Annotated in this window: 25 protein-coding genes and 1 tRNA gene; 18 read left to right on the forward strand and 8 right to left on the reverse strand. The window is 42.4% G+C overall.

From position 1 onward, the window contains the following. Positions 1-12: 12 nt before the first annotated feature. From DK428_RS04735 to DK428_RS04810, 16 genes are all read left to right on the forward strand, one after another. A complete protein-coding gene (locus tag DK428_RS04735) occupies positions 13-1,404 on the forward strand; it encodes a DHA2 family efflux MFS transporter permease subunit (protein ID WP_109064917.1) in 1,392 nt (463 codons plus the stop codon). 249 nt (positions 1,405-1,653) lie between these two features. Then, a tRNA-Sec gene (locus DK428_RS11585) sits at positions 1,654-1,748 on the forward strand. 291 nt (positions 1,749-2,039) lie between these two features. Next, positions 2,040-3,293, forward strand: a complete 1,254-nt coding sequence (locus tag DK428_RS04745) for a tyrosine-type recombinase/integrase (protein ID WP_109064948.1) — start codon at positions 2,040-2,042, stop codon at positions 3,291-3,293. Positions 3,294-4,241: 948 nt separating this feature from the next. Beyond that, entirely contained in the window at positions 4,242-5,333 is a 1,092-nt protein-coding gene (locus DK428_RS04750) for a hypothetical protein (RefSeq protein ID WP_109064918.1), read from the forward strand. 169 nt (positions 5,334-5,502) lie between these two features. Continuing rightward, the gene (locus DK428_RS04755) at positions 5,503-5,709 is read left to right on the forward strand and encodes a helix-turn-helix transcriptional regulator (protein ID WP_109064919.1); all 207 of its coding nucleotides are present in this window, start codon (positions 5,503-5,505) and stop codon (positions 5,707-5,709) included. A gap of 24 nt (positions 5,710-5,733) precedes the next feature. Continuing rightward, on the forward strand, positions 5,734-6,009 hold the full coding sequence (locus DK428_RS04760) for a helix-turn-helix domain-containing protein (RefSeq protein ID WP_109064949.1): 276 nt from the start codon (positions 5,734-5,736) through the stop codon (positions 6,007-6,009). Beyond that, a complete protein-coding gene (locus tag DK428_RS04765) occupies positions 6,009-6,332 on the forward strand; it encodes a hypothetical protein (protein ID WP_239493793.1) in 324 nt (107 codons plus the stop codon). Before DK428_RS04760 ends, DK428_RS04765 begins: the two co-directional genes overlap by 1 nt. Beyond that, positions 6,329-6,559: a hypothetical protein gene (locus DK428_RS04770; protein WP_109064920.1), complete on the forward strand. Its 231-nt coding sequence runs from the start codon at positions 6,329-6,331 to the stop codon at positions 6,557-6,559. The genes DK428_RS04765 and DK428_RS04770 overlap by 4 nt, the downstream gene beginning before the upstream one ends. A gap of 71 nt (positions 6,560-6,630) precedes the next feature. Beyond that, on the forward strand, positions 6,631-7,266 hold the full coding sequence (locus DK428_RS04775) for an antA/AntB antirepressor family protein (protein WP_109064921.1): 636 nt from the start codon (positions 6,631-6,633) through the stop codon (positions 7,264-7,266). Positions 7,267-7,505: 239 nt separating this feature from the next. After that, positions 7,506-8,093, forward strand: a complete 588-nt coding sequence (locus tag DK428_RS04780) for a host cell division inhibitor Icd-like protein (RefSeq protein WP_109064922.1) — start codon at positions 7,506-7,508, stop codon at positions 8,091-8,093. After that, complete coding sequence (locus DK428_RS04785) at positions 8,086-8,415, forward strand: hypothetical protein (protein WP_109064923.1); 330 nt, start codon at positions 8,086-8,088, stop codon at positions 8,413-8,415. Before DK428_RS04780 ends, DK428_RS04785 begins: the two co-directional genes overlap by 8 nt. After that, the gene (locus tag DK428_RS04790) at positions 8,412-8,615 is read left to right on the forward strand and encodes a hypothetical protein (protein ID WP_204352454.1); all 204 of its coding nucleotides are present in this window, start codon (positions 8,412-8,414) and stop codon (positions 8,613-8,615) included. The genes DK428_RS04785 and DK428_RS04790 overlap by 4 nt, the downstream gene beginning before the upstream one ends. Next, the gene (locus DK428_RS04795) at positions 8,602-9,282 is read left to right on the forward strand and encodes a hypothetical protein (protein WP_109064925.1); all 681 of its coding nucleotides are present in this window, start codon (positions 8,602-8,604) and stop codon (positions 9,280-9,282) included. The genes DK428_RS04790 and DK428_RS04795 overlap by 14 nt, the downstream gene beginning before the upstream one ends. Next, positions 9,275-9,637 carry a hypothetical protein gene (locus DK428_RS04800; protein WP_109064926.1) on the forward strand — a complete coding sequence of 121 codons (363 nt, stop codon included), beginning with the start codon at positions 9,275-9,277 and terminating at the stop codon, positions 9,635-9,637. Before DK428_RS04795 ends, DK428_RS04800 begins: the two co-directional genes overlap by 8 nt. 3 nt (positions 9,638-9,640) lie before the next feature. Further along, positions 9,641-11,392 carry a DNA primase family protein gene (locus DK428_RS04805; RefSeq protein ID WP_109064927.1) on the forward strand — a complete coding sequence of 584 codons (1,752 nt, stop codon included), beginning with the start codon at positions 9,641-9,643 and terminating at the stop codon, positions 11,390-11,392. 332 nt (positions 11,393-11,724) lie between these two features. Beyond that, positions 11,725-11,910, forward strand: a complete 186-nt coding sequence (locus DK428_RS04810) for a hypothetical protein (RefSeq protein WP_109064928.1) — start codon at positions 11,725-11,727, stop codon at positions 11,908-11,910. A gap of 353 nt (positions 11,911-12,263) precedes the next feature. Here DK428_RS04810 and nlpD read toward each other — a convergent pair whose 3' ends face one another. Genes nlpD through ftsB form a run of 8 tightly spaced genes read right to left on the reverse strand, consistent with a single transcriptional unit; the run spans position 12,264 to position 17,514 of the window. Beyond that, complete coding sequence (gene nlpD, locus DK428_RS04815) at positions 12,264-13,469, reverse strand: murein hydrolase activator NlpD (RefSeq protein ID WP_109064929.1); 1,206 nt, start codon at positions 13,467-13,469, stop codon at positions 12,264-12,266. A gap of 16 nt (positions 13,470-13,485) precedes the next feature. After that, a complete protein-coding gene (locus DK428_RS04820) occupies positions 13,486-13,674 on the reverse strand; it encodes a hypothetical protein (protein ID WP_109064930.1) in 189 nt (62 codons plus the stop codon). Positions 13,675-13,687: 13 nt separating this feature from the next. Next, complete coding sequence (locus DK428_RS04825; RefSeq protein ID WP_109092125.1) at positions 13,688-14,263, reverse strand: YqaA family protein; 576 nt, start codon at positions 14,261-14,263, stop codon at positions 13,688-13,690. A gap of 28 nt (positions 14,264-14,291) precedes the next feature. Then, positions 14,292-15,032 (reverse strand): 5'/3'-nucleotidase SurE, encoded by a 741-nt coding sequence (gene surE, locus DK428_RS04830; protein WP_109064932.1) that lies wholly within the window; start codon positions 15,030-15,032, stop codon positions 14,292-14,294. A gap of 22 nt (positions 15,033-15,054) precedes the next feature. After that, on the reverse strand, positions 15,055-16,068 hold the full coding sequence (truD, locus tag DK428_RS04835) for a tRNA pseudouridine(13) synthase TruD (protein WP_109064933.1): 1,014 nt from the start codon (positions 16,066-16,068) through the stop codon (positions 15,055-15,057). Next, positions 16,065-16,544 carry a 2-C-methyl-D-erythritol 2,4-cyclodiphosphate synthase gene (gene ispF / locus DK428_RS04840; RefSeq protein WP_109064934.1) on the reverse strand — a complete coding sequence of 160 codons (480 nt, stop codon included), beginning with the start codon at positions 16,542-16,544 and terminating at the stop codon, positions 16,065-16,067. Before ispF ends, truD begins: the two co-directional genes overlap by 4 nt. Next, positions 16,541-17,236 (reverse strand): 2-C-methyl-D-erythritol 4-phosphate cytidylyltransferase, encoded by a 696-nt coding sequence (gene ispD / locus DK428_RS04845; RefSeq protein ID WP_109064935.1) that lies wholly within the window; start codon positions 17,234-17,236, stop codon positions 16,541-16,543. The genes ispF and ispD overlap by 4 nt, the downstream gene beginning before the upstream one ends. Further along, positions 17,236-17,514: a cell division protein FtsB gene (gene ftsB / locus DK428_RS04850; protein ID WP_005702369.1), complete on the reverse strand. Its 279-nt coding sequence runs from the start codon at positions 17,512-17,514 to the stop codon at positions 17,236-17,238. Before ftsB ends, ispD begins: the two co-directional genes overlap by 1 nt. Before the next feature lie 150 nt (positions 17,515-17,664). Between ftsB and rpe the strand changes: the two genes are divergently transcribed. Beyond that, positions 17,665-18,339, forward strand: coding sequence for a ribulose-phosphate 3-epimerase (gene rpe, locus DK428_RS04855; RefSeq protein ID WP_109064936.1), 675 nt, complete (start codon positions 17,665-17,667; stop codon positions 18,337-18,339). Between the two features lie 2 nt (positions 18,340-18,341). After that, complete coding sequence (locus tag DK428_RS04860) at positions 18,342-19,016, forward strand: phosphoglycolate phosphatase (RefSeq protein ID WP_109064937.1); 675 nt, start codon at positions 18,342-18,344, stop codon at positions 19,014-19,016. The last annotated feature ends 48 nt before the right edge of the window (positions 19,017-19,064 follow it).

Raw genomic sequence — 19,064 nt, forward strand, 5'->3', positions numbered from 1 at the left:
AAGAGTATTTTTATGAGTGAGCGTCAGAATTATCGTAACTTAGCTTGGATTGCCGCCATAGCGTTATTCATGCAATCCCTTGACGCTACTATTCTTAATACAGCCTTGCCTGCCATTTCCGCCAGTCTGAATGAATCGCCGTTAGAAATGCAAATGACGATTATCAGTTATTCTCTCACTGTTGCGTTATTCATTCCGCTCACCGGTTGGGTGGCGGACAAATATGGCTCACTAAATGTCTTTCGTGTTGCCGTTGGCGTTTTTGTATTGGGATCTGTTGCCTGTGCCATGGCTAATTCATTAAATGCCTTAATTTGGTCACGTATTTTGCAAGGGGTCGGCGGCGCATTAATGATGCCTGTGGCGCGTTTGGTGATTATTCGTCATGTACCGAAAACACAATTGGTTGCTGCATGGAACGCCATGGCAATGGCAGGGCTTATCGGCCCGGTGATGGGACCTATCGTTGGTGGCTGGTTAGTGACACATGCCACTTGGCATTGGATTTTTTTAATTAATATTCCCATTGGTTTACTAGGCATCTGGTTTGCGGGGCGTTATATGCCGAACAGCACAGGAAAAATTAATAAATTGGATTGGTTTGGTTTCGTATTATTTGCCGGCGGATTGGCAGGCGTTACTCTCGGTTTGGATTTACTTTCGGAAGATAGGGTTAGTCAATGGAGCACCGCTCTTATTTTGCTCATTGGGGTTCTCAGTTTTGTTGTTTATTGTTTCTATGCACAACGTGCGCAAACCCCCTTATTACCACTGAATTTATTTGCTGTGCGCTCCTTCCGCATAGGCATTATCGCCAATATTTTTATACGCTTAACCGGCTCCGGCATCCCCTTTCTTATGCCCCTAATGTTACAACTCGTATTCCATTACAGTGCCGAAATTACCGGTTGGTTACTGTTGCCTATTGCGCTTAGCTCCATTATGACCAAATCCTTTGCCGGCAAAATTCTGTCGCGTTTTGGCTATAAAATAACGCTAATTTCCACCGCACTTTCTATGGCAATCGCCATCGCAGCTATGGGCTTGCTTGATCAACAAACGCCATTGTGGATATTTATCTGTATTTTGGCGTGGTACGGCAGCAGTATGTCCATCATATTCACCGCCGTCAGCACTCTTACGGTGAGTGAGTTAAGTGAGAACAACGCTAGCGCAGGATCCACCTACCTCAGTGTGATCCAACAAGTCGGTATTAGCGTAGGTATTGCTGTCTCTGCCGTGATTCTCGATATTTACCGTCATGTTATCGGCGAACAAGGAGACCAATTACAACAAGCCTTCAACTACACTTTTCTCACTATCGCACTGTTTGGCATCCTATTGTTGTGGATTTTAAGTCATCTTAGAAAGGAAGATGGTGCAGGTAATTTTTATCGAGAATAGGCACAAAAGTGATCGTGGTAGTTAGCAGAAACATAAAGGGTTGGGTAATAGTTACACCTCTAATGCATTGATATTATTTTCAAACGTTTCTTAAACGAAGCAACGCGCCCCATTGGGGAATATGCTAAATAGTCATCGCTATTTCAAACATCTAAAAACAGAATATCCTGTATAAAATGAATCGATTATTTTGCCGTCTGACTTGAATCGCTCCAGTTTTTGCGCTAAAGTTCGCATCAATTTTCAAAAGGAAGATCGTCGTTTCCGGTGAAGCGGCAGGACTTCAAATCCTGTTGAGGCTGCCAGCAGTCTCGGGTAGGTTCAACTCCTACGATCTTCCGCCAATTCATGTCATCCCGCATAAATCCACATAAACAACCTACCAAACAAACCCTGTATCTAAAAGGCTTTATTGTAATTTATCGTAAATCTACATAAACTACTAGCAACGATTTTTAGTACTATTTTTAGTACTATATTTTGCCGATAGTACTATTTTTTTCTCATTTACTCCCTGAGAACTCTCTAAACCTCAAAAAATTATAGTACTAAACCGCAATTTAGTTCTTATAAATCAATCTACTAGAAATCGGCAATTAACAGGCACTCTTCTGTTTTTGATGGTACTAAAATTTATGGCGCGCATAATTAAACCCTTAACCGACAAAGAAATTCGCACTGCTAAAGCGGATAAATTCCCACTCAGAGACGGCAACGGATTATCTCTAGAACTTACCACCACCGGCGCGAAAATATGGCGTTTTAACTACTTTAAGCCCTTTACCCAAAAAAGAACCAATATCAGCCTAGGCAAACTATCTGATATGACATTGACACAAGCACGGGCAAAGCGTGAAGAATATCGGCAACTCTTAGCAAAGAATATCGATCCACTTACCTATGAAATGCAACTCAAACAAGAAAACACGGACAAACAGAACCGCACTTTTGAGCGCATGGCAGAAGAATGGTTTAAGGATAGGCAGCTTAAAGCTAATTTCACTGAGCGCACCGCAAAAGACACATGGGCTTTATTTGAACGACATATTCTCCCCGCTATCGGCAAATATCCAATCGACCAACTGACCGCACTTATCGGCATTAATGCTTTCAAGCCATTAGAGCGCGCAGGAAAATTAGAGACCGTTAGAAAAATATTAAACAACGTAAATCATGTAATGCGTTACGCCTTGCACCGTGGATTAATTGCCACCAACAACTTAGCCGAAATTCAACGGGAATTTGATAAACCGCGTGTAAAAGGTATGAACACCATAGAACCGGACGAGCTGGCGGAATTTTTAGCGAAATTCTATCAAGCAAGAGATGAAGGAAGATTTTCTCTATTGTCGTTCTGTGCCGTGATGTTGGCAGTGTTAACCGGAAGCAGACCAAGCGAAATAGCACGGGCGCAGTGGGAAGATATAGACACCTCAGCGCAAACATGGAGCTATCGAGTACAGAAAGGCAATAAGAATTTACCGGAGGGGCGATTGCATATCGTCACCCTCTCCCGTCAAGCCGTGGCTATCTTTGAGAAAATGCGGGAAATTCAGACCGCACTTAGTCTAACTGACAGCCCTTTTGTCTTTGCCAGCACCACCGCCAAGAGTGGACATATCACTATTGAAGCCTTGCGCATGGCAATTATTCGAAGCGTTGGCGAGGGGAGATTAACAACCCACGGTATTAGACATTTATTCAGCACCTCACTTAATGACAAAAACTATAATGCAGATTGGATTGAGAAAGCCCTATCACACAAGGATAAGAACGCCATTAGAGGAACATATAACAAGGCTTACTATATCAATCAGCGGGCGGAAATGTTGCAGGCGTGGGCGGATTATGTGGAATCATTAGCCCCCTCTCCAATAGTCGGGAAATAACAATCAACCCACATTCTTTTTACACTCGAACGGTAGTCTTTATAGGCTGCCGTTTTTTATTAATTAATTCTGTTGTGGGAGTTTTTTTTCAAATCTTAACCACTTTGCCACTTCAACCACTTATTTTCTTATAAGTCATTAAAAAATAAAGAATAGTTAGAAGTGGTTACACAAGTGGTTAAAGTGGTTACTGAAGGTAAAACAGGGAAAAAGAGGGTATTTTTCATGATTTATTGCATTTTATTTTTTGCGTTTTGCGGATTAAATGTGTATTTGGCGAGAGAAATGAGGTACGGTTATGGTAGCTATACCTTTGGTTAAAGTTGTGATGACTACAACCGGAAAGACGGAAATCCGTCTATTCCAATGTAAAAAGGTTTGATGTAGTGCATGGAGCTTTTTATTGAATTTTCGGAGCAGTACGCACGCGCGAAGCATTTATACCAATGGTGGAGGGGGCGTAACAATCTCTACACCAATCAACCGCGAAAACCGCTCATTCAATGCAATTTTCATAACCGCGAAATTAAGATTTAGCATGGTGGTAGATGATGACAGATAAAGCAGACTGATTCGCCACTAAGTAAAGGTACTCCTGAGGAGAATAGCACTCCCACGGGGTTTAGGGCGCGCGGAGATTGCCTATTTTTTGAATTTCTAGTCATCATCATCTTCCGGCTAAATTGCTTTTTTTATAGCGTTCGAAAACCTTTTTTATAGTGTTCCGAAACCTGTTTATTTATACAGATTTTTCTTGCGAACAGTATTGAAACGCTACTTACCTTATGAAAGAATAAACCAACGTAAAACGCCGTAAAGATACGGCAAGATTAATACTAAATATAGTGCGACTAGGTGCGGATTAATTACCCACGCCGAAAGAATGAAACCCTATTTTCATTTTGTCGCACTTCCTTTCATGAATAGGGCAACGCATAGGGGCGTTTTATGTTAGAAAGATTAAACGTTGATAAGTTTAAACATAATATTCCAGATAGATCGTTTTATTCGGTATTTGAAATATCCAGGGCATTAAATATTTCTCTTGATGGAATTTTAGACTATTTAGCGTCTGGGGATCTTAAGGCTCAAATAAATGTAGTTTACATAAATGATGGTATAGTCTCTATCGGCGGAAGATGTACTACACAACAAATTTTCTTAGAAAAAGATAAGTCATTTATATCATTTAATGGCGGTCTAGGATTAAATATTAATTTATCCAAGAAAAATTTATTTTTTGAAGTCAAAGGGGAACTTCCAAAAATATCTTATATAAAATCAACATATGCGATTTCTTTCGGGAAAATAAATAAAAAAAACTATTCACTTGAAAATAGAGATGTTTCATTTAATGCTTATTTTAACATACACAAACATTTCTTTTCTGAGAATCAGTTTTCATTATCACAGGATCTAAAAGAAGCCAATCTATTCGGAAAGTGTAAGCTTGCTATGAAAGAAGATGGCTTTTTTTCAAATTTAACACTCACCTTTAAAAAACCTTATACAATTGAACTAGGACAAATAAAAATAAGTCATGCTGATTTAATGTATTTTTTGACTAAAGAACAAAAACCTATTGATAGTTATAAAGTGCGAATTTCATACCTATTAAGCCTTATTGATAGTGAACTGGAAGCTATGCGCAATATTGCTTATAACAAATTCTTTAAACGCAAAGATATAAATAAGCCTTATCGACGAGCAAAAGCAGAAATTAGTAAATTACAAAATATCATTGATGAATCAAAAGATAGCTCAATCTTAGAAACAAATTTACTTAGTTATGACACCAGCACTTCTCAAGGTAAGGAAATTTCTAGGGATGTTTTAGAATATCAAGCTGATTTACCTGAAGGAATAAACTCAGACAAACTAGCAGACTTTATAAGTCTGATTATTGATCCTGAATTACTGGACGAAAACGGAGAAATACCGAGTTATAGCCGCTTACATTCAAAACTAGATACAAAACACAAAGGGAAACGATTAATTCCTTCCAAAAACACTATTAAAAAATATCTAAACCAATTATAGCCAGTTCAAAACTGGCTTTTTATTGTTCAATAATCCATAAAATTTAGTTCATTTGTTCATTGAACGAGTTCATTTGTTCAGTTTCATCACAAAACCTTTCCATATTGCTTTAATAACCCCGTAAACGTTTACGACACATTCCACAGATTGAAACTAACGAGGGGTAAACATGACACTTCAAACACATACAGATCCAAATAAACGTTGTTCACTAGCAGAAGTAAAGAATCTTGCCGGCGGCGTATCACATACATTCATTTATCAGCAAGTGAAAAAGGGTTTATTAGCACCACCTGAAAAACTAGGACGTATGAGCCGTTGGAAATATGCCGATGTTATGGCGTGGCTGAATGGCGAAACGGCACAGGCGCACTAATAGGGAGGGGAACGAATGAATCAAATGCCTTTTCTTTCCACCACCAGCACAAGCGAACAACGCCGATTCATCATTCAACGGTTAAGAGAGCGCCCACACAGCACAAACGAACTGCGACAAATGGGCGTTTATTACCCGCCGGCACGCATTAAAGAATTACGCAATCAAGGTTATTTGATTGATACGTTCTTCCGTGATGAAACCGACAACACCAGCTTAATTCACCGTGTAGGTGTTTATGTTTTACATGAAAACGCAGTAAGCCAAAAACACAATCAGACAAGCACAGAGGAAGTTTAATGATGAATAGCACAAACACACCAACTCAACTACAAAAGCACGGCACAGCAACACTATGGAGCATTGAAGCTCAAATTGCCGAGATTTACGAAATCGCAGACGCAGGATTGAACGGTGCGATTTATCAAGTGAATGAACACGGCGAAAGAATCAGCAAGAGCAAAGAGGAAGTGTTAGATCTAATTTTGGATAGGGTCACATTGGCTTTGATGGATATTGATGATCTAAAACGACAAATTGAAGCCCTAGCCATTCACCACGAAGCCAAAGCTGAGCGGGATTATTTAACGTTGCCGGTGGTGGACTTAGGAGGGGCGCAATGATTGAACAAGAAACAAACCAAGCCACCAACGAAGAACAAGAAAAGCCTACGCTGACAATGGCGCGGGCATATATTGCCAAACTGAGAGAAATTAGCGGCGCAATGGTGGCAGGAAGAAAACTTAAAGACAACCTGACACCAGCCGATATATGGAATCTTGTTCATGTGCAGTTAGGTAACACAGAACGACTGATTGAAATCGCACAAGAGCAACTAAAGAGGATTTAGACAATGAGCTACGGGCAGGAAATACGAAGCCAATTTGCCAAAGCCTACTCACGTTTAAAGGAGACTACACAATGACAACCAAAACAAACGGAAATTTAACCGCACTTTTACCGGTGGAAAAATCCTTTTACCAAGGCATAACCACATACCACGTTAACGCGCGGGCATTGCATGGATTTTTGGAAAATAAACGCGACTTTTCTAACTGGATCTCTCAAAGAATTAGCCAATATGGCTTTCTCGAGGGAGTGGATTACACCATTGTTTGCCCAACAAATTTGTTGAGCAAAGAGAGCAATAAAAAATCTTTAACTCACAAAATTGTGAAGCAAAAAGACAACTTATGTTACTCAAATTTGAGTAAAACCAAATCTACTTCTCGCCGTGGTGGTCACAACAAAATTGATTATTTACTTTCGTTAAACATGGCGAAGGAATTGGCAATGGTAGAAAACAATGTTCAAGGCAAAGCCGCCCGCCGGTATTTTATTTCTTGTGAAGAACAACTAAGCCAAATTGCCCCGGAAATTCACCAACAAGAATTAGCCCGCTGGCAACAAAGCCGAGAGTTAGCCAAGTCACCTTTCAAGTCGATGAATAATGCCCTTGAACGTATGAGAACACGACAAGGCAAAGGCACGGCTAAGAATCACTATATCAATGAATCAAACATGCTAACCGGCATTGTATTAGGGCAAAGCGTGTAGCTATACAAAGCCGATAACCACATTCAAGGCGAAGTACGGGAACACTTAAACGCCGTACAGCTTGAACGATTGGAATATTTAGAGAGGGCAAATGAAATGTTGCTTGATAGCGACATTCAAGACTTTGAGGAGCGCCGTTTTAAGTTAGTGGCGATGTTGGCTAATCGGTTTAAACAAGCGGCATAAACAAAACGCCCGAGATAACACTACGGGCGTACTATTTAGGAAGAATAAATCAAATGTACTTAAATTATATTCAAATCAAAGAAATTCACAATAACCACTTTACAAAGTGCGGTCAAATTTGCGAGTATATTCCTGCCTTAGCAAAATCTAAGGTCAGCCGTGGAAAGCTGAATATTAAGTTACAGGCGAACGATAGCACGCCTTTTAATCGTGCTTTTTTTGTTCGTAACATTCGCACACCTCAAGAATTTGCGGATTTTGTTTTATTTAATCTAAAAATTCATTCAATGGTAGAGCGTAATAGGCAGTCTTTGACTGGCTGCCTTCCTGTAACGGCAGTTTTCCACCCTGTTATGCTCTACCGCCCGACCGTGGAAAGTCTAGCGGTAGATTCTGAAAATCAGTTACAGGAATCTACGCAAATGTATCAATTCATTTTTGCGGCTATTCGCCGTACCGATCTAACCAATCACATTCAAAAAATCCGTATCACTGCCAATACAGAACAAGCCGCACGCGCCCAATTCGCCCGTGATTTTGTTCTTGTACTCACCGGCAAAATCAATCTTCAAAACACCGTGAAAAACAACCGCACTTTTACGGCAATCTCTCGTGATTCTATGGAGGTGGCTCATGCTTAGTTATGACGCAATTAAAATTGTTCTTCAAGACGTAGTGAATAGTAACGGAGTAAGCAAGGAAACTTTAGAGAAGATCCGAACTGAAAGTGAATGCCTTTGTGGAACTATCGAATATGGATTGATGGAGTTAGGCGACATGATAAGCCGCTTAGGCTTCTTTGCTGAGAGTGAGCAAAACTTTGATCATCAAGCGATGAGCAATGACAATGTAAAACATATTGGAGCATTAATTCAGGCTAACGCATATTTTCTAAACACATTGCGTAATGTATCAGCAGAAGCCACCTATCACCTTAACAGTGGAAATAAGGGGAAGAAATGATGAGTAACACTAAATTCCCTTATAGCCTTGTTTTTACCTATGACAACGGCGATCAATTCACAGCTGGTCAATATTGTTCACTTAGAGACGTACTACAAGCCAAAATCAGAGCAAAAGCTGAGATTGGCGAAACAGATATTAGCGGCAGACGTTTAGAAACTATCACTGTTTTAGCGGAGGGCGAAAATGAAACCAACTAACCCAATGGCACAGCTTCAACAATGGAAAGCGAACAATACTAAGAATTTAGTAAGCGATGGTGGGGTATCAGTCAACGGCGTACACCCTAACACGCTCAAAATTGAGCCGGTTAAAAGTGAGATAAAAAACTGCGAAAGAAATTGCGAAACTGCGAAACGAAACAAAACACAGTTAACCCTTGATAATACTGGCTTTATAAAAAGAAACTGCGAAACAGGTTGCGAATTTGCGAAAGCGCAGAATGCAAATTTACATTCTGTTCAAAAAACGCAACAGGAAGCGCAAGGCGGAGAGAAACGCAAATACCAAGGGAAACTGTTTATCAATCCATTGGTGGCGGAATATAGCCAGCTTACGCGCCAATTTAAGCTAATTCATGATAGTAACCGCAAATGCCTTGAAGTTTATCCGGATGACTTCCATCACAAACTAAAAATGCGTGGGGAATGTGTTGATTTAGTGGAGCGATTAAAAGGTGGTGGAAAGTTATTCAATGACTTAGCCAAAGGCATAAATTTAAACGCGGAACAGACCGCACTTTTGAAATCGTTTAATCAACTGAACGGGTATCTTATTTTCAAATTCGCTGAGGTGGCGAAACAGATTGATGAATTGAATCTTGAGCGTGTGGAAAGTATCAAGTTACAAGGGGGAAGTGATGAGTAAAACTGTTTTTGCGTTAACTGCCCTATTGTCATTTTATGACGATTCAAGCCTTTCTATCGTGGTTGCCGTGCGAGAGACGAAAGAGGAAGTAAAAGCCTTGCACCATGATTATTTGCAGCAGGGGAAGATGACAGGGATAAAAGCAATTAACCTTGAGTATTACACCTTGGCAATCGTGACTGGCAACGCTAATCCGCCAATGATTCTTGCCACCGGTAAGAAACAACGTGAAATCATGGAGGACGCTCGAGAGAATTTTAAAATGCTGCTCCCTTATGCACAAATCATTGTGGCGAAATTTGCTGATATGGCATTGATTCAACAGCGTGGCACGCTTGAGTTTATAGCGGGGTAACTTATGGCAAGATTAAAATATGCACCCAACTTAAAACTTCAAGATCAAACGGGCAATTCTGAAATTGTTATTTGCGTGGGCGTTCAAGCATGGGACTTTGCCAAATACATTAAAGAGCAAGAAAGCCCGCATATTAGCCCTGTGGTGGTGGATAACGAGATATTGGAAGAAATCGACAAGTACCGAATCGCACCGAAGAAAGCACGGTTTATTCGTCTGATTCGAGCTAATAACGCTAAGCCATTGGATGAGCTAGTTTTAGGGCAGTTATGCGCGAACATTGCCGGCACAACCAAAGCAATTATGGTGGAACTGTACGATGAAGCCGGACAATTAATTGATAACCTGAACAGTTATGTTGGCAAAATTCGCAAAGGAGAAAGCGTACTGCCACCAACGACAGAAAGCGAAGATTATGCCACCACCTTTAACACGAAGCCTGATAACAAGCGAGTTAGTGATTTTTTGGCATGGTATCGCAAGCCTTTACGCCTCGATGAAGTTAGCGACACCCTTTACACCTACACGGGCAAGAAGTGGGAGGCATTGACGGAAAAAGCCGTAGGACGCATTGTGAGGGACTTTTTCAAGGAAAAGGGCATATCTTACAGCGCACGCCGTATTGATGGCATGGTTAAGCTCATGATTGATTATGAACTGGAATTAATGGGCAAGCGTAACCCTGATTTATTAGCGTTTTCCAACGGTGTATTGAATAAGAAAACAGGAGAATTTTTACCGCATGATGAGCAGTATTTTTTAACCTCGTTCATTGATATTCAATACGCCGAACAGCCACAAAATACACCGCACTTTGATAGATGGTTGCAGTGGGTTAGCGACAACGACCAAAACAAAGCACGCCGCATTTTGGCAGGGTTATATATGATTCTTACGAATCGCTATGAATGGCAGTTATTCCTTGAAGTGACGGGCGTTGGTGGTAGTGGTAAATCCATTTTTAACGAACTGGCGAAGATGTTAGCCGGCGAGGGAAACACGGCAGCAATTAGCCTGAAAGAATTAGAAAGCGTTACAGCAAGAGCAAAACTCATTGATAAAACGTTTTTCTATTCCTCAGATCAAGAATCATATATTGGCGATGGCGCAGAACTGAGAGCAATTACCGGCGGGGATAGTATCAGCGTTAAACTGCTTTATAAAAACCCGTTCGATGTGGTGGTGCGTGCGGTTTACATGATGACAAATAACACCTCAATTATTTTTAAAGAGAATAACGGCGGAATTATGCGCCGTAGAGTGATTTTTCACTTCAATAGAAAAGTACCCGATGATATGCGGGATAATCACTTGAAAGAGAAACTGAACGCCGAAGCGTCTGGGATTGTACGCCGTTTACTTGATACTTTTTCAGATCCAAGTGACGCAGAGAAACTATTGCACGAACAACGGGAAAGCATGGAAGCATTAAAAGTACGGCGACAAACCGATCACATTCTAGACTTTTGCCGACACTTCACCAGTAAGCAGACAATTAACGGGTTATATGTGGGCAGTGCAAGAACGGCAGCAAACGCAGAGAAACGCTATTTATACTCAGCTTATCTTCACTACTGCGAATGCTTAAACATTACTAAACCACTAGGGCGAAGTCGTTTTATTCAAGCCTTTAAGCAGGCAATGAAAGAAAGCCAATTTGCTTATGAATTTGAGCAACGTTCAAAAGATGGTTATTTGATTACTAACGTTTATTTTATTGATTCAGACAGCTCATTGAATGAATGGCGCGGATAGTGAGCGTAATAGAGATGAAAGGCTTGATACTATTAAGTATTGAGCCTTTTTTATTGCAGATAATTCACCAAAAAACACACTAAAAACGCCCTAAAAAGTGGTTACTGAGGGTTAAAAGTGGCTAAATAAGTGGTTACCAAGTGGCAACTGAAACAAGTAACCACTTCTATTTTTAGGTTTAAATTCAAATGGTTAAGTCTAAAATTGCCCTAAGAAGTGGTTGAAGTGGTTACTTTTCACAAAAAAACTTTTTCTTTTTATTTTTTTAATTTTTTTATTTGTCGAAATCTCTTTTTTATAGTGTAAAAAACTATCATGCTGAGGTGGTGGAAATGCGAAAGGTCAAAGCGAATAGCAATACAGATAACTATCAGAACAGCCGCTTTAATGCCGTGAAACATGGTGGATATAGTACGGCTTTTCTCTCTTTGAGTAAGGAAGAACGGGAGCAAATTTTCGACCGGTTAAACCGTGGGAAAAAGCGCTTTCATGGGGTTGATTTTAAAAAGCCCTCATGAGCTTAAAAATTGTGTGAAAAATAGACAAAATAAACGGTTAAAAAAATTTTAGTACTATAAATAGTACCATAATTAGATATGGTAAAAATTAATTCATTTAAAAACAATTAATTAAGTATTAAATTCAACTCCTACGATCTCCGCCAAGTTTTCATTCTCAAAAAGCACTTCAAAAAAACGACCGCACTTTAACTAAAATCAATATCTTTAAGTCAGGTTTACCTTGTGGCAGTTAACCCAAGATGAGTTAAAGCGCTTAAGTCATGAATTTATTGTTGATTGATAGCTCATGTTTAAAAAAGTGCGGTCAGAAAAACACTTAAATTTCTGACCGCACTTTTTTCTTTTGTGGATTAACGACGCGGTAAATAGCGGGTTGGGTCGACGGATTTACCTTTGTAGCGAATTTCAAAGTGAAGTTTTACGCCGTTGGTGCCGGAGCTACCCATTTTGGCGATTTGCTGACCTGCGTTCACTTCTTGTTGGTCTTTCACGAGGATGCTGTCATTGTGGGCGTAAGCACTGAGGAAGTCATCGTTATGTTTGATGATGATCAGATTACCGTAGCCGCGTAACGCATTACCCGCGTAAACTACACGACCGCCCGCAGCCGCGTTAACCGCTTGTCCGCGTGAGCCGCTGATGTCTATACCTTTGTTGCCGCCATCAGAATTTGAGAAACCTTGGATAACATTGCCACTGGTTGGCCAACGCCAAGCGACGTTGGAGACGGCCGGTGCAGTTTCTGTTGTCATTGCTTGGCTTGTAGGTTGTTGCACTTGCGTAGTTAGCGGTGCATTGGACGGAGGCGTTCCGCCTACACTGGCTTTAATTGGACCGGTAATAGTGCCATCTGAGCCATATTGTGTGCCGTTAGCGCCCGGAGTATAGGTAATCGTTGGTTCGGTTGCACCCGGTTGAGTTGTTGCTTGCATTGGTTGTGCAACCGATGTGGTTTTCGCCACTGCTTGTGGGGCGGCAGAGCGTCCATTAGACACTTTTAAGGTTTGTCCCACACTTAGGCTATATGGCTCTTTCATGTTATTTAACGCAGCCAATTCTTTTATATCTAAGCCGGAAATATAGGCAATGAGAAACATGGTGTCGCCTTTGCGAACAGTATAAGTTTCCCCTTTATAGAAGCCTTTGTTAATTTGGCTGTAATCCGGCGCGTTAGTGGTTGGGTTACGCGGGATGGTAAAATCCTGTGGCACCTGTTGAGAATGTGTCTGCGCCACAGGCTGTGGTTGCGTCTGTTGAACAGGCTGTTGTGCCGGTTGTTGATAGGTCGGTTGGAAATTCGGTTGCGGTGTAGATTGTGCGTTGGCACCTTGTACATTACCACTTTGTTGCATTGGACCATTCATAGAATTCGGTACATTGCTTTGAGTAATCTGTGGTTCCCAAGTAGCACTGCCACCATCAGAGCTACCGTCAACCGGTTGCATCATGCCTGGAGAGAGTGTGCCGTCAGCATTTTCCACCGGTGCCGGTGAGTTTGAGCTACAAGCTGCAAGTACAGCGATAGTTATTGGTAAAAGTAAAAAAGATTTTTTCATTTTTTTGATTCCTTAATTATTTCATATTCGCTGGCATACCATGTTGTTGAATTTCAGGCATCCAGTTACCATCTGCAATTGCACCTGTTCCTTCTACCGGCTGCATAATCCCCGGAGGAAGGTCATTTTCATCTTTTGGCGCATCTTGCGAAGAACAGGCCGTGAGCATTAACATCATAGACAATAACAAAATCAGTTTATTCATTTTATCACCTTGTTTAACGTAGAATTAAATAAGCGATGACGGCTAAAGCAACCACCGCCCATCCAATAAATTCAATGGATTTGCGTAATTTCGCCGCAAATTTTTCACCGCCCCAAGCGGCTAATTTTGAGACTAGGATAAATCTCGCTACGCGAGAAATAAATGCAGTGAGAACAAACGGCAAAAATGCCATGTGCATAACGCCGGCGCAAATGGTAAACACCTTATAAGGAATAGGTGAAAACCCTGCTACAAACACCACCAAAATGCCCCATTTTTCAAACCAGTGAATCGCCGTTTGCCAATGCTCTTGATAACCCCATTGCGTAATGTATTGTTCTACCAAGTCGAAAGCGTAATAACCTAAGGCATAACCGATCATGCCACCTAAGACAGAGGCAATGGTTGTGAACAGAGCGAATTTCATTGCGCTTTGTGGCTTTGACATGGACATTGGGATTAACATCACGTCGGGGGGAATGGGAAAAAAAATAGCTTCGATAAAACTCACGAAAGATAACCAAAAAGGCGCGAAACGATGTTTCGACCAAATCATGGTTTTATCATACATTGCACCAAACAAATTCATTTCACTTCCCTCATTTCAAAAGTTTGAATTATTCACTTTCTAACCAACGTTGTAAAGCGGTCATTGACTGGTGTGCGGTCATATCTACTTGAATCGGCGTGATGGAAACATAGCCGTTTTTTACCGCATGAAAATCGGTTCCCTCGCTTTCATATTCAGGCAGTCCGCTTAGGCCTATCCAATAAATATCTTCATCACGTGGGCTTTTTTGTTTAATCACTTCAGCGGCAGAAGATCGATAGCCCAAGTGGCAGACTTTGATACCTTTGAGTTCTTCGTAAGGCGCATCCGGCACGTTAATGTTCAAAATTTGGTGTTTGCCCAATAATTGGGAATGCAATTTGGGTACCAAATCGCACACTACACGGGCTGCCGTTTCAAAGTGTTGGCGACCATCAAGCGATATAGCAATAGCCGGCAAGCCTAAATGGCGTCCTTCAAAGGCGGCAGCTACGGTGCCGGAGTATAAAACATCATCGCCTAAATTAGCTCCGGCGTTAATGCCGGAAACTACTAAATCCATGCGCCCGGAAAGAAAACCGTTGAGCGCAATATGCACGCAATCAGCTGGCGTGCCGTTGACGCAATAGTCACCGCTTTCCAACCGTAATGGTTGGAGTGGTTTAATTAAGGTCAGCGAACTGGAAGCAGCGCTGCGATTGCTGTCCGGTGCCACAATGGTGACATTGGCAATATTGCGTAGTGCCTGTGCCATTACACGGATACCCGGCGCGTGAATGCCATCATCGTTACTTAATAAAATATTCATGTTTTTCCTGTTTTTCTTTTTGTTATTCGTTGGTGATATTTACCAGCTCGCGCACCAAAGCGGTAGCGTAACTGCCCGCCGGTAAATAAAATTTCAAGCGCAAGCCGTTTGGCTCAAATTGCCATTGGAATTGCTGTGGCTGCATTAATATTGGGCGCCGTGCCGCTTTCATCCGTTCTTGTCGCATTAAAGCAAACAACGCTTGATGTTGGGCAAAAATTTCATTTTCAAAATCGACCGCACTTTTATCTTCTTCGCCGATAAGTGGCGCGGTAAGCAAAATATCCTGCTGTACTAAGCGTTGTTGCAGTTTTGCCAACTCTTCCGATTCGTTAGCAACGAACCAACTGTGCGAGCCGTTAAGTTGTAAAATATCACCATGTAAGACCTGCTGCGCCAAGCCAAGTTCAATACGCTTGGCCACAATAAGGTTGAAAACCTCACTGCGTGCAGCAGAAAGATAGAAGCTACGTTTATTGCGATCTTTTACTTTAATCTCGCCGTTTGCCCAGCGTAACGCCTGCGTTAAGTTATTGCCATCACGGCCAAAACGTTGTTCGGTGAAATAATTCGGGAAGCCGTTTTTTGCCAGAAAATCTAACCGCACTTTGAGTTCATCGGTTTCTTCGGCGTTGCGGAGCAAAATCTCAAAATGATTGCCTTGTAGGCTACCGATACGAATTTTCCGTTGGTGGCGGGTGACTTCCAGAATTTCTACCCCTTCGAGGGAAAATTGACTGAAATCCGGCGTTGGCTGTCCAGGCATTTGCAGACTAAACCATTGCTCGGTAACGGCTTTGCGATCTTTCAAACCGGCGTAGCTCATGTTGCGGGCAGAAATACCGGCGAATTTTGCCAGCTGTTCGCCTACAAACAAGGTGTTGCAATCGGTTTTGCGCACTTTCACGGCAACAAATTCGCCATCGCCACTCATGTCGTAGCCGAGCTGTTCTTTGACCACAAAATCTGCACATTCCGCTTTTAAAAGTGCGGTCTGTTTTGGCGGTGTTTTTTGCAGATAGGCTAAGTCCATCATGGTTTGCGTACCAACAATGCCACGGCTTCGCAGGCAATGCCTTCACCGCGACCGGTAAAGCCAAGTTTTTCCGAGGTGGTGGCTTTGACGTTGACTTGTTCGATGTCGACAGACAAATCCTGTGCGATCAGGGCGCGCATGGCGTCAATATGCGGGCGCATTTTCGGTGCTTGCGCAATGATGGTCACATCCACATTGCCTAAAACATAGCCTTTTTCCTGTACTTGGCGGTACGCTTCCCGTAATAACACGCGGCTGTCTGCGCCTTTGTATTGCATATCCGTGTCGGGGAACAGCTTGCCGATGTCACCCAGGGCCACTGCGCCGAGTAAGGCATCGGTCAGCGCATGGAGCGCCACATCGCCGTCGGAATGGGCGATAAAGCCTTTGTCAAAGGGAATGGTGACGCCGCCGATAATGAGCGGATTGTCGGTGCCGAAAGCGTGAACATCAAAACCATGGCCGATTCGTATCATTTTGTCTTCCTCATTAAATAAAATTCCGCCAACGCCAAATCTTCCGGGCGGGTGACTTTAATATTATCGCTACGTCCCGCCACCAAGTGCGGTTGAAATCCCGCGAGTTCCATGGCAGAGGCTTCGTCAGTCACGGCAAGTTGTTGCTGTTGGGCGTGGATTAACGCGTTTCGTAATAGCTCCGCACGGAAAAATTGTGGTGTTTGCGCTAACCAAAGCTGGCTACGAACTTCGGTGTGGGCAATTTGTTGTGAAGGTAGGGCACGCTTGATGGTATCCGTCGCCGGAATCGCCAAAATCGCGCCGTTGTCATCATTAATTTCAAGTAATTTGTCTAAATCGCCGTGGGTTAAACAAGGACGTGCCGCATCATGCACCATTACCCAAACATCCGTGCCGGTATTTTGTATCGCTTTTAATCCGTTTAACACCGAATCAGCACGGGTTTCTCCACCTTCAACCAACGTAATTTTCGGGTTTTGTGCCAGATTAAGTTGTGCAATGTAAGGATCATCGGCAGCCACTGCCAACACGATTTGGCTGATGTGCGGATAAGACAGGAGCACGTTTAAGGTGTGCTGCAAAATGGGTTGTCCGTGAATATGAAGGTATTGTTTCGGTTTGTCCGCCTGCATCCGACTGCCAACGCCGGCTGCCGGCACAACGGCGATAATCTTGCGATTTGAGGTCATTATTTGTGTTCTTTGACGATGTGATAGAAAGTTTCGTTTGGTTTCACCATTTCATGTTGCGAACGCGCCCGTTCTTCAATGGCATCCACCCCTTCTTTGAGATCTTTGATTTCTGCGGCAATAATTTGATTTCGTTGGGAAAGTTTTTCGTTTTCCTGTTGATGTACGGCAATTTCTTTGGTGGTGTTTTTGTAATCCCAATAACCGTTTTTGCCGAACCAAAAATCATATTGGAACAGCAATAACACCGCAATGAGTAAAGAAATAAATAAACGCATAAAAAAATAATAAATCGAAAAAAATTGCGCCTAGTTTACCTTGAATCGCGTCAAAATGCGATATTGCGCCGTTCTGCGCCGAATAATTTCTTAAAAATCGGGCTGTATCGTAGTAAGATAAGGCAATTTTTAATAGCCAGTGAGGTGCCTATGAAACCCTATTTAATTGCTCCTTCCATTCTTTCCTCTGACTTGGCGCGTTTGGGCGAAGATGTGGAAAATGTCTTAAAGTGCGGTGGTGATGTGATTCATTTTGATGTAATGGATAACCACTATGTGCCGAATCTGACCTTCGGCCCTGCCGTTTGTAGGGCGTTACGTAATTACGGTATCACTGCGCCGATTGACGTGCATTTAATGGTGAAGCCCGTAGATCGCATTATCCCCGACTTTGCCAAAGCCGGCGCCAACTACATTACTTTTCACCCCGAAGCTTCCGAGCATATTGACCGCACTTTGCAACTTATCCGTGATAACGGCTGTAAATCCGGTTTGGTGTTCAACCCTGCCACGCCGTTAAGTTATTTGGATTATGTGATGGACAAAGTGGATGTCATTTTGCTGATGTCGGTAAATCCGGGTTTTGGCGGGCAATCCTTTATTCCGGCGACCTTGGATAAACTCAAACAGGCAAGAAAACGCATTGATGAGAGCGGATTGGATATTCGCTTAGAAGTGGATGGCGGCGTGAAAGTCAGCAATATTGCAGAAATTGCCCGCGCGGGTGCGGATATGTTCGTTGCCGGATCGGCGATTTTCGATCAACCGGACTACAAAAAAGTCATTGATGAAATGCGTCAACAGTTAGCCGCAGTAGGAAAATAAGCATGACAGGACAGTTTAAATTAATTGGTTTTGATTTGGATGGCACCTTGGTGGACAGCTTGCCTGATTTGGCGCTATCCGTAAATTCAGCGTTAGCAGAATTCGATTTGCCACAAGCGCCTGAAGCGTTGGTGCTCACTTGGATTGGCAATGGCGCGCAGATTTTAATTGCCCGCGCGTTAGAATGGGCAACGGCACAATCGGGCAAAACCTTGACGGACGCACAAATTGCTACATTAAAAGAGCGTTTTAATGTCTTTTACGGCGAAAATATCTGCAACCGTAGCCGTTTATTCCCTAACGTAAAAGACACCTTGCAGAAACTTAAAGCCAAAGGCTACCGTCTGGCTGTCGTTACTAACAAACCGACCCAACACACCCGCCCGGTGTTGAAGGCTTTCGGCATTGAAGAGTTATTCGATGAAGTGTTAGGCGGACAATCGTTACCGGCCATCAAACCGCACCCGGGCCCATTGTTCTATTTATGCGGCAAATTTGGTTTATATCCGAAACAAGTGCTGTTTGTCGGCGATTCCCGCAATGATATTATTGCCGCTCATAATGCCGGTTGCCCGGTGGTGGGATTAACCTACGGTTACAACTACAACATTCCAATCTCTGAATCCCATCCGGATTGGGTGTTTGAGGATTTCGCGGAGTTATTGACGCTTGTTTGATTGATTCTTCTGAATGGATGGCGCAAACGTCCACGTTTGTGCCTTTAT

Origin of the sequence: Aggregatibacter kilianii, from assembly GCF_003130255.1 — a bacterium.
Lineage (GTDB): Bacteria > Pseudomonadota > Gammaproteobacteria > Enterobacterales > Pasteurellaceae > Aggregatibacter > Aggregatibacter kilianii.

Coding starts and splice junctions, on each gene's coding strand:
- DK428_RS04800 (WP_109064926.1), top strand. CDS start 9,275: ATGAGTAAAACTGTTTTTGCGTTAACTGCCCTATTGTCATTTTATGAC.
- rpe (WP_109064936.1), top strand. CDS start 17,665: ATGAAACCCTATTTAATTGCTCCTTCCATTCTTTCCTCTGACTTGGCG.
- DK428_RS04770 (WP_109064920.1), top strand. CDS start 6,329: ATGATTGAACAAGAAACAAACCAAGCCACCAACGAAGAACAAGAAAAG.
- surE (WP_109064932.1), bottom strand. CDS start 15,032: ATGAATATTTTATTAAGTAACGATGATGGCATTCACGCGCCGGGTATC.
- DK428_RS04825 (WP_109092125.1), bottom strand. CDS start 14,263: ATGAATTTGTTTGGTGCAATGTATGATAAAACCATGATTTGGTCGAAA.
- DK428_RS04735 (WP_109064917.1), top strand. CDS start 13: ATGAGTGAGCGTCAGAATTATCGTAACTTAGCTTGGATTGCCGCCATA.
- DK428_RS04785 (WP_109064923.1), top strand. CDS start 8,086: ATGCTTAGTTATGACGCAATTAAAATTGTTCTTCAAGACGTAGTGAAT.
- nlpD (WP_109064929.1), bottom strand. CDS start 13,469: ATGAAAAAATCTTTTTTACTTTTACCAATAACTATCGCTGTACTTGCA.
- DK428_RS04775 (WP_109064921.1), top strand. CDS start 6,631: ATGACAACCAAAACAAACGGAAATTTAACCGCACTTTTACCGGTGGAA.
- DK428_RS04795 (WP_109064925.1), top strand. CDS start 8,602: ATGAAACCAACTAACCCAATGGCACAGCTTCAACAATGGAAAGCGAAC.
- ftsB (WP_005702369.1), bottom strand. CDS start 17,514: ATGCGTTTATTTATTTCTTTACTCATTGCGGTGTTATTGCTGTTCCAA.
- DK428_RS04765 (WP_239493793.1), top strand. CDS start 6,009: ATGATGAATAGCACAAACACACCAACTCAACTACAAAAGCACGGCACA.
- ispF (WP_109064934.1), bottom strand. CDS start 16,544: ATGATACGAATCGGCCATGGTTTTGATGTTCACGCTTTCGGCACCGAC.
- ispD (WP_109064935.1), bottom strand. CDS start 17,236: ATGACCTCAAATCGCAAGATTATCGCCGTTGTGCCGGCAGCCGGCGTT.
- truD (WP_109064933.1), bottom strand. CDS start 16,068: ATGATGGACTTAGCCTATCTGCAAAAAACACCGCCAAAACAGACCGCA.
- DK428_RS04860 (WP_109064937.1), top strand. CDS start 18,342: ATGACAGGACAGTTTAAATTAATTGGTTTTGATTTGGATGGCACCTTG.
- DK428_RS04790 (WP_204352454.1), top strand. CDS start 8,412: ATGATGAGTAACACTAAATTCCCTTATAGCCTTGTTTTTACCTATGAC.
- DK428_RS04805 (WP_109064927.1), top strand. CDS start 9,641: ATGGCAAGATTAAAATATGCACCCAACTTAAAACTTCAAGATCAAACG.
- DK428_RS04755 (WP_109064919.1), top strand. CDS start 5,503: ATGACACTTCAAACACATACAGATCCAAATAAACGTTGTTCACTAGCA.
- DK428_RS04760 (WP_109064949.1), top strand. CDS start 5,734: ATGCCTTTTCTTTCCACCACCAGCACAAGCGAACAACGCCGATTCATC.
- DK428_RS04810 (WP_109064928.1), top strand. CDS start 11,725: ATGCGAAAGGTCAAAGCGAATAGCAATACAGATAACTATCAGAACAGC.
- DK428_RS04745 (WP_109064948.1), top strand. CDS start 2,040: ATGGCGCGCATAATTAAACCCTTAACCGACAAAGAAATTCGCACTGCT.
- DK428_RS04820 (WP_109064930.1), bottom strand. CDS start 13,674: ATGAATAAACTGATTTTGTTATTGTCTATGATGTTAATGCTCACGGCC.
- DK428_RS04780 (WP_109064922.1), top strand. CDS start 7,506: ATGTACTTAAATTATATTCAAATCAAAGAAATTCACAATAACCACTTT.
- DK428_RS04750 (WP_109064918.1), top strand. CDS start 4,242: ATGTTAGAAAGATTAAACGTTGATAAGTTTAAACATAATATTCCAGAT.